This is a genomic window from Clostridium sp. MCC353 (assembly GCF_018785315.1).
Classification (GTDB): Bacteria; Bacillota; Clostridia; order Lachnospirales; family Lachnospiraceae; genus CHH4-2.
Window position 1 is genome coordinate 1 of the sequence record NZ_WQPN01000141.1, and the last position, 8,105, is coordinate 8,105.

Consider the following 8,105-nt stretch of genomic DNA (forward strand, 5'->3'; position numbering starts at 1 on the left):
CTGGCCGGGAATGCAGCCGGAAACTCAGGGAGAACCCTGGCCGGGAAATCAGCCGGAAACTCAGGGAGAACCCTGGCGGGGAATGCAGCCGGAAACTCAGGGAGAACCCTGGCAGGAGAATCAGCCAGTACCCCGGGAGGAAACCATACCTGGAATGCAGCCGTACTATCAGCCAGGAACCGGGCAGGAAAATCAACCCGAATACCAGGCAGGTGCCTGGCAGGATTCCCAGCCGGATTCCCAGCCGGAATTCCAGCCGGAACATCAGCCGGAATCCAGCCCCGCGCCTCAGCCTGAATTCCAGCCCGCGCCTCAGCCTGAATCCGATTCTGCGCCCCAGCCAGCGTCCCAGCCCGTACCCCAGCCCGCACCCCAGCCAACACCCCAGCCCGCATCCCCGGATACTCAGCCCAGCCGGACAATTCCTTCGGAGAATAACCAGGTAGATTCAGAATCGGAACCAGCGCCATTGCCGGGCCATCCCGAAGACTTAGAGAAGCTGGACGAGGAAGAGGAGGTTGAGAACAATCCCCGACGGATATGGCAGAATTTCCGAAAAACATATCCCAAAATCGATGCGTTTGACTATGAAAAAGGCTGTGAGGTATTAACCATTAAACCCCAGGATATCGGCCTTTTGCCCCGGGAAATATGGGTATACGGCAATAACAGCTTTCTGCTTCATGGATATTATAATTACCGGTACCTGATCCTGGCCAGACTGAATAATCCCCAGGGCCAGCCGAGATATCTGCTGGGCGTGCCGGGACATTACTACAGCAACGAAAAATATATGGCTTCCATGTTTGGATTTTCCAATTTTGTGCTGGCAAAGAACCAGCCCTTACAGGACGGCCGCTTTGGATATTGGTATACCGACATCCGCCTGGATACATAAAAATAAAAGGCTTCTCCTGATTTTTATCGGGAGAAGCTGTTTGGCAGTCTGAACTGCTGCAAAAAATGCTATGATTACTCAACACCGCGAAGCTCTGTATTTGGAATAAACGGAAGAAGGATCTGACGGAAATGCATCAGTTCCTCTTTTGTACAGCCGGTAAAACCAGGCTGCAGCACCTGATCGGAATCCACATAATTCTGGAGGAAATAGGCCCGGCAGCCATGAAGCCATCTGCCTATCTGAATAAAATCCCCCTCATGGTGAAGTTCCCTTACCACAGTTGTCCGGAATTCATAGTCGATGCTGCCGTGCATTAGGAAATCGATACTATTTTCAATCTCATCGATTGGAAGATTTTCCGCGCCAGCGGTCAGCCCGTAATGATCCAGGCTGTTTTTAATATCCATAGCAACATAATCGATCAGATTATTTTCACAAAGCCGTTTTAATACATTGGAACGGCTTCCATTGGTGTCTAATTTTATGTGATAACCCAGATCCCGTATTCTGCGGATCAGAGATTCCAGATCGGGTGAAAGGGTGGGCTCACCGCCCGTAATACAGACGCCTTCCAGTATATTTGCCCGTTTCCTGAGAAAATCCATAAGTTCTTCCACCGTGCAAACTGCCTGGGCATCATTTCCCAGCAGGCCGCTGTTGTGACAGAATGGGCAGCGGAAATTGCAGCCGCCTAAAAAAACAGTGGCGGCCAAATGGCCCGGGTAGTCTAATAATGTCGTTTTTTGTAAACCGCATATTTTCATCATTCATCATTTCCATTTCTCAATATAATAGTGTATAATAGTATAGCACTTTTTTATTTTATAGGAAAGTTTGTCATAGGGAAGTTTGTTCTATGAAATAAAAAGCATTCCTATGTTGGTTTTGCTGGTTATGGAGCCGCGCTTTGTGCCGCATATAAAGTGGTATATAAAGCCGCGGCAAGGATTATGCTATTTAGGCGGCCCGTTTCAGGCGCAGCATACCACGGGCATGATTTTTTCCGGGAATCTGAATTTCCCAGCGCGTGCCTGGGAAAGAGCGTTTGGACATGGAGGAGATGACATGACTATAGATGAAAAATATATGAGAGAGGCCATAAGACTGGCAAAAAAGGCGGCTTTATTAGGCGAAGTCCCCATTGGCTGCATTATAGTATATGAAGAAAAGATTATTGGCAGGGGATACAACCGCCGGATCGTTGATAAAAATGTGCTTTCCCATGCGGAGATCATTGCCATAAAAAAAGCCTGTAAAAAGATGGGAGACTGGCGGTTGGAGGGATGCACCATGTATGTGACCATGGAACCATGTCCCATGTGTGCCGGCGCAATTGTACAGGCCAGAATTCCGACCGTAGTCATAGGATGCATGAATCCCAAGGCCGGGTGCGCCGGTTCTGTGCTGGACATGCTTCATGAAGACGGGTTTAACCATCAGGCGGAGACAAGGACCGGCGTTCTGGGGGAAGAATGTTCCCAGATGCTGAAGTCATTTTTTAAAGAACTGCGTAATAAAAAAGCCGCAGCGCTGAATCAACCTTGACAAATATCCCCGTCCAAGGTATACTTAACAAGCTGAACATATAGAGTTTCAGCGGCCAAAATTGTCATAAAGTTTCCGTGCAGCCGGGGAGATAGCGGTGCCCTGTACCTGCAATCCGCTCTAGCAGGGGTGATGCTTTGCCTCGGATATGCTACTGTAGAGCTGCCTTTGGTAAGTGGCGATGACGTTTGGGTCTTACGCAACAGAAATTCATGAACCGTGTCAGGGCAGGAATGCAGCAGCACTAAGTGGAACCTTCTGTGTGCCGTGAGGCAGCCTGGACTGAGTTAACTGCCAGAGTAACGTTTATGGTACGTACACAAAGCAAAGCGCACGGATTTAATAATAATATCAGAGGACCGACACACTAAAATGGTGTGCCGGCCCTTTTTTTGATTATCAATTATTAATAAAAGGTAATTTCCACGTATTAGGCGGTAATCTGCTGACGGACAGGCACAGAAGAATACTTCCGGGCCAGCTCCATAAACTCTTTTTCGGCAGTACACAGATATGTACCTCTGCGGTAGGCGATGGAACGCATCCAGGAGGCGTTGCTGCCAATGGAGAAATAGACCACAGGTGCGTTGGGATCCACATAGGATTGTGGGAGGAATACAGGCGCTACCTGGCTGCATACCATATTAAACACCGTAATGGAGCTGGTGGATTCAAACAGTATTTTGGGTTTAATCTGATATTCCGCGAATATATCATCGATCATATCCCGGAATCTGGTTTCATGCGTCATCAGAATGAATTTATCATCCTTTAAAAGAGACAAATCGAAATTAGGAAATGTTTCATAGCTCCTCTTTCCAGCCAAATGCGCCAGCCGGTGAGTGGCCGGCAGAGCCAGAACTAAAAGTTCCTCCCCGATTGGAAAATACTCAAATTGCGGTTTGTATTCCGTATGGGCGATGAAAGCCAGCCGGACATTTCCCTGAGACAGCAGTTGCTCCGCTTTTTTTACCCGGGCCTCTGCGATCTTAAATACAATGTCCGGGTATTTATTGTGAAACTCCGGATAAATACTGGCGAACATGGCGGCGCCCCGTTCCGGCGTGTAAGAAATCGATATTTCCCCCTTTTTCATATCTGCAATATCATGGATTACTTTATATGCCTCTTCTTTCATTGCCATCATTTGTCTGGCGGTTTCCAAATAAATTGAGCCTGCGTATGTGGGGATCATGGTGTGCTTAAAACGGTTAAAGAGAGGGACCCCAAGTTCCCTTTCCAGTTTCAGAAGCTGTTGGTTTAAAGCGGACTGGGTCATATACAGTTTTTCGGCGGCTTTAGATATGCTTTGCTCCTCCGCAATAGAGACTATGTACACCAATTGTCGCAATTCCATAAAATTCCCTCATTTCTTTCTCTTAATTTTGTGATGTTTCAAACAAAATACCACGAAGTTGAGCTGTGTCTGTTGTTATATTATAATAAAGCCACGTGAAATGCATAGTTAGAAAACTGTTAAAAACACAAGTGCAGGCTGAAAATGCGTGGAATCAGAAATTGAAGAACGCAGAAATGCAGAAATCAGGAGGAACGAAAATGAAGAAATGGGGAATTTTACTGGCAGCAGGCCTATTGGCGGCATCATTAACCGCATGTTCAGGCGGAGCGAAGTCAAATGAATGGGCAAAAAATGTGGAGATACAGGTGCCCGCTAAAGCAGGCGGCGGAACAGACGTTATGGCCCGCGCCCTGGCCACCCAGGTGGCAAAGGATTCCGGTAATAATCTGGCAATCGTAAACAACACGGACGGCGGCGGCGTTGTGGCAATGGAAAAGGTGCGCACGGCGAAAAAGGACGGAAGCACAATTCTTCAGTTCCATACCACCATGCTGATCAAAACAGCCACCGGAGTCTATGATAAAACAGCGGCGGAAGATTTTACCGTAATCGCGGTAAGCCAGGGTGTGGAAAAGGGAAGCTATGTGATGGTGGTTCCTGCAGATTCCCCCTATCAGACGCTGGATGACCTGATTGCAGCGGCCAAAGCAGCGCCGGAAACCCTGCTGTTTGGCGTTGAGACCGGCGGCAGCTCCCATATTCAGGCAGGGCTGATCGCTAAGGCGGCAGATATCAGTTTTAAATATGTGGAAGCCGGTTCCGATACCGAGAAATTAACCGCTCTTGTAGGTAAGAGCATAGACGTCTGCCTTGTAAATCCCAACCAGGCCAAACAGTACGTAGAATCCGGAAAGGTAATCGGCTTAGGATGCGTGTCACGGGATTCGGAAGGCGGGAGAAGCTCTGTTCTTCCTGAGATCCCCAGTTTCATTGAACAGGGCGTTGACGTATCATTTGCCTCTTATAACCTGTTCTTAGGGCCCAAAGAAATGGATCAGGAACTTGTGACTAAAATCCACGATTATTACGCTGCTGCAGCGTCCAACGCCAGCGTAAATGAAATCTTAGAGCCCGCCGGATTCGCAATGGAATTTTTCAGCATTGACGAGGGAATTGAGAAAGTAAAAGCACAGCAGGATCAGTTAAATGCGGTAGTGGAGGAACTTGGACTAAAGCAGAAATAAGCCACAAATCCGAATCACAGCTGAGAATCTGAAATTCCCAGCGCATGCCTGCGCAAAAAGCGCTCCGGCATGGAGATTTAATAAGGAGGAAATTATTTTGGTAAATGTAAAAAGAGACCAGATGACAGGGGCAGTTTTAATGATAGCAGGACTGATCGTGGGCATTATGGCGAATCAGTTCAGAATCCCATTTACCTTTGCCTACCCGGGACCCAAGATGCTTCCCATGATCGGCGCATTCGGTTTTGTGGTCTGCGGGTTCGGGATTTTCATGGAAGGAACCTTGAAGAAAAAAGAAGAAAAGATTTTTATGATAAAAGAAGGCTGGGTGCGCATGGGCTTGTGTACGCTGGTCATGTGCGCGTATGTATTTGTTTCCAGCTTAATCGGTTATCTGCTGACAACTCCTTTCGTTACATATGCGCTGGTAACGCTGTTCGCTAAAGGAAGAAATTCCACAGTTAAGGGAAGAATTATATTTTCAGTTTTATTTGCCGTGGTGATCTACGTGATCTATGTCTACGTATTCGGACTGAGCCTTCCCGAAGGCGCGTTGTTTTAAGGGGGGGATGAGAGAAAATGATTGCAAATTTACCTTATATTGTATCAGAATTTGTACAGCCGTTTAATCTGGTTATGCTTCTTGCGGGAACTGTGATCGGAATTATATTCGGCGCAATTCCCGGACTTTCGGGGACATTGGCGGTTATGTTGTTCATGCCACTTACCTACAGCATGAATGCGGGATCGGCAATTATATTTTTAATGAGCCTCTGGATCGGCGGATGTTCCGGCGCATTTATCGGTTCTGTGCTTCTTGGAATTCCGGGATCGGCTTCGGCAGTTTCCACCTGTTGGGACGGACATCCCATGGCTCAGGCCGGAAAAGCGGGAAAGGCCCTGGCTATCGGCATGATTGCTTCTTTTATAGGAACATTTTTCAGCGGTATTATCGGCGCCCTCCTCAGCGAGCAGGTGGCTGATTTGGCCTTTGCCCTGGGCCCGTGGGAGTATTTTTCCCTGTGTTTTGTGGCAATCACCATGGTTTTAGCCATCTCAAAAGGAGACATGTTCAAAGGGCTGGCTTCCGCCTCCCTGGGACTGATACTGGCTTCCGTGGGATTTTCGCCCATTGATGCGGAACCCCGGTTTGTATTTGACAATATGTATTTGATGAGCGGCCTTGGTATGACGGTGGTGCTGATCGGTATTTTCAGTGTCAGCCACATTATTGTAGAATATGGGAAAGGATTTCAGGAGCTGCCTGACGTGGATAAGGAGAGCATTTCCGGCCTTGGAATTTCCCTGAAAGAGATAAAAGAACAGCTTGGCAATATCCTGAGATCCTTTGGCATTGGCCTTGGAATCGGCTTTCTGCCCGGTATGGGCTCCGGCCTCTCCAATCTGGTGGCATACTCTTCAGCCAAAAATGCATCCAAAAAGCCGGAGACATTTGGAAAAGGCAACCCTGCCGGCATCTGGGCTCCGGAAGTTGCGAACAATGCGGCAATCGGCGGCGCTATGATCCCGATGGCGGCATTGGGTATCCCGGGAGATTCCACTACCGCCCTCCTGATCGGCGCGCTGACCATCCATGGTCTGGAAATGGGCCCCATGGTATTTAAAAACAGCGGACATGTGGTTTATCTGATGTTCGGTACGGTAATCATCTGCGCCCTGCTGGTATTGGTGCTTCAGACCATGGGAATGAGGCTGTTCCCTAAGATTTTGAAGGTTCCCCACCATTATATGTATCCGGCTCTGCTGATCATCTCTTTAGTCAGCGCCTATGTGGATTCTGGAAGTTTATATAAATGTGGAATGATGTTGCTGTTTGCGGCGGTAGGCATTTTCATGGCATACGGCGGGCTGCCGACCGCTCCGCTGATCCTGGCATTTATCCTGGCTCCGATTTTGGAGAACAACATGCTGAAAGCATTTCAGTATACAGGGACAGCCGCGACATTTTTCACACGGCCCATATCAGGCGTCCTGATGGTAATCGGAATCGGATGTATCTTCTCGCCTCTGATCCGGTCTGCCATAGAGAAGAAAAAAACTGCAAAATAAAATGAGAACAGGAGAAATGTTATGCCCCTTAACAGTACATCAAAAACTAGTCCCCCTCCCTTTGAACTGATGGAGCGCTGCTGCCGGAGACCATGGGAAGCATATGTGGAGCCAATTAAAATGGCCCCGGGCGTATGGTACATATCAGGAAATGACTGGGTTGCCTGCTATTTAATCGACACCGGCGACGGCTTAATTTTAATCGACACAGCCATGCACGAAACCGCATATCTGATGATAGAAAATATCAGGAAACTGGGCTATGAACTGACAGATATCAAGAAAATCCTTTTAACCCATGCCCACATAGACCATATCGGCGCGGCCAGAACCATGAAAGAGCTGACTGGAGCCAGGATCTATCTGGGAGAACGGGATCTGTTGTTCCTTCATGAAAGAAGGGATTTGATCCGCATTGGCAGTTATACCTGCGGCGAGTTTGAACCGGATGAACTTTATGCGGATGACAAACCCATCACACTGGGAAATATAACCGTCCACACGGTATCCACACCCGGACATACGCCGGGATGCACTTCCATGTTTTTTGACGTAAAGGATGAAAATGGCCGGGCGCTCCGCTGCGGAATACACGGCGGAATCGGCCTGAACCTGACAAAAGATGATTTTGAGCGGGACGGACTTCCGCAGAGCCTGAGAGACGAATTTATCGAGGGATTAAAGCGGCTGGATCAGATGCAGGTTGATATCTGCCTCCCTTCCCACACCAACCAAGTGGGCATTCTTCTCTTAAAAGACCAGGTAACAGAAACCTATAACCCATATATTGATCCGTCCATCTGGCACGAACTGATGAACGAACGGCTGGAGCGGGTTATGGAAATCGTAAAATCAGAGAATGGGTAAAATTGGGGTTTAATTGAGGAAGTTACGCAGGAAAGCGGGACGAGGGTACGGACTGGATGTTTGGATGCGGGCGGGCCAAGGGGAATCCTTCGGGGATAAAAACCAGCTTCCAACCGTAAGTGAAACTAAGGCTCCAGGAATAGAAAAAGACGGTCCGATGCCCATTCACGGTAAACTC

The 8,105-nt window shown here is 48.2% G+C and carries 8 protein-coding genes and 1 other RNA gene; 7 read left to right on the forward strand and 2 right to left on the reverse strand.

Annotation, left to right across the window (positions count from 1 at the left end; translation table 11 throughout):
• Window positions 1-898: DUF6128 domain-containing protein (locus GPL15_RS27630; protein ID WP_252198578.1), on the forward strand; the 898-nt coding region annotated here is incomplete at its 5' end.
• A gap of 74 nt (window positions 899-972) precedes the next feature.
• Here GPL15_RS27630 and GPL15_RS22510 read toward each other — a convergent pair.
• The gene (locus GPL15_RS22510) at window positions 973-1,668 is read right to left on the reverse strand and encodes an anaerobic ribonucleoside-triphosphate reductase activating protein (RefSeq protein ID WP_346345025.1); all 696 of its coding nucleotides are present in this window, start codon (window positions 1,666-1,668) and stop codon (window positions 973-975) included.
• Between the two features lie 298 nt (window positions 1,669-1,966).
• On the opposite strand from GPL15_RS22510, the gene tadA reads away from it, so the two are divergent.
• Both tadA and ffs read left to right on the forward strand, forming a co-directional pair.
• Window positions 1,967-2,446, forward strand: a complete 480-nt coding sequence (gene tadA / locus GPL15_RS22515) for a tRNA adenosine(34) deaminase TadA (RefSeq protein ID WP_215700924.1) — start codon at window positions 1,967-1,969, stop codon at window positions 2,444-2,446.
• Window positions 2,447-2,521: 75 nt separating this feature from the next.
• Window positions 2,522-2,783: signal recognition particle sRNA large type (gene ffs / locus GPL15_RS22520), an RNA gene on the forward strand.
• A 93-nt stretch (window positions 2,784-2,876) separates the two neighbouring features.
• Here the strand turns inward: ffs and GPL15_RS22525 are convergent.
• Window positions 2,877-3,803: a LysR family transcriptional regulator gene (locus tag GPL15_RS22525; RefSeq protein ID WP_215700925.1), complete on the reverse strand. Its 927-nt coding sequence runs from the start codon at window positions 3,801-3,803 to the stop codon at window positions 2,877-2,879.
• Window positions 3,804-4,003: 200 nt separating this feature from the next.
• Here GPL15_RS22525 and GPL15_RS22530 point away from each other — a divergent pair, with 200 nt between their 5' ends.
• The 4 genes from GPL15_RS22530 (at window position 4,004) to GPL15_RS22545 (ending at window position 7,927) form a co-directional block, all read left to right on the forward strand.
• Window positions 4,004-4,990, forward strand: coding sequence for a tripartite tricarboxylate transporter substrate binding protein (locus tag GPL15_RS22530; protein ID WP_215700926.1), 987 nt, complete (start codon window positions 4,004-4,006; stop codon window positions 4,988-4,990).
• A 97-nt stretch (window positions 4,991-5,087) separates the two neighbouring features.
• On the forward strand, window positions 5,088-5,552 hold the full coding sequence (locus tag GPL15_RS22535; RefSeq protein ID WP_252198579.1) for a tripartite tricarboxylate transporter TctB family protein: 465 nt from the start codon (window positions 5,088-5,090) through the stop codon (window positions 5,550-5,552).
• Between the two features lie 17 nt (window positions 5,553-5,569).
• Window positions 5,570-7,060, forward strand: a complete 1,491-nt coding sequence (locus GPL15_RS22540; protein ID WP_215700927.1) for a tripartite tricarboxylate transporter permease — start codon at window positions 5,570-5,572, stop codon at window positions 7,058-7,060.
• 105 nt (window positions 7,061-7,165) lie between these two features.
• Window positions 7,166-7,927 carry an MBL fold metallo-hydrolase gene (locus GPL15_RS22545; protein ID WP_346345026.1) on the forward strand — a complete coding sequence of 254 codons (762 nt, stop codon included), beginning with the start codon at window positions 7,166-7,168 and terminating at the stop codon, window positions 7,925-7,927.
• Window positions 7,928-8,105: the final 178 nt, after the last annotated feature.

What these genes read in the sequence shown, in the direction of transcription:
- GPL15_RS22540 (WP_215700927.1), top strand. Translation starts at nt 5,570, where the DNA reads ATGATTGCAAATTTACCTTATATTGTATCAGAATTTGTACAGCCGTTT.
- tadA (WP_215700924.1), top strand. Translation starts at nt 1,967, where the DNA reads ATGACTATAGATGAAAAATATATGAGAGAGGCCATAAGACTGGCAAAA.
- GPL15_RS22530 (WP_215700926.1), top strand. Translation starts at nt 4,004, where the DNA reads ATGAAGAAATGGGGAATTTTACTGGCAGCAGGCCTATTGGCGGCATCA.
- GPL15_RS22510 (WP_346345025.1), bottom strand. Translation starts at nt 1,668, where the DNA reads ATGATGAAAATATGCGGTTTACAAAAAACGACATTATTAGACTACCCG.
- GPL15_RS22525 (WP_215700925.1), bottom strand. Translation starts at nt 3,803, where the DNA reads ATGGAATTGCGACAATTGGTGTACATAGTCTCTATTGCGGAGGAGCAA.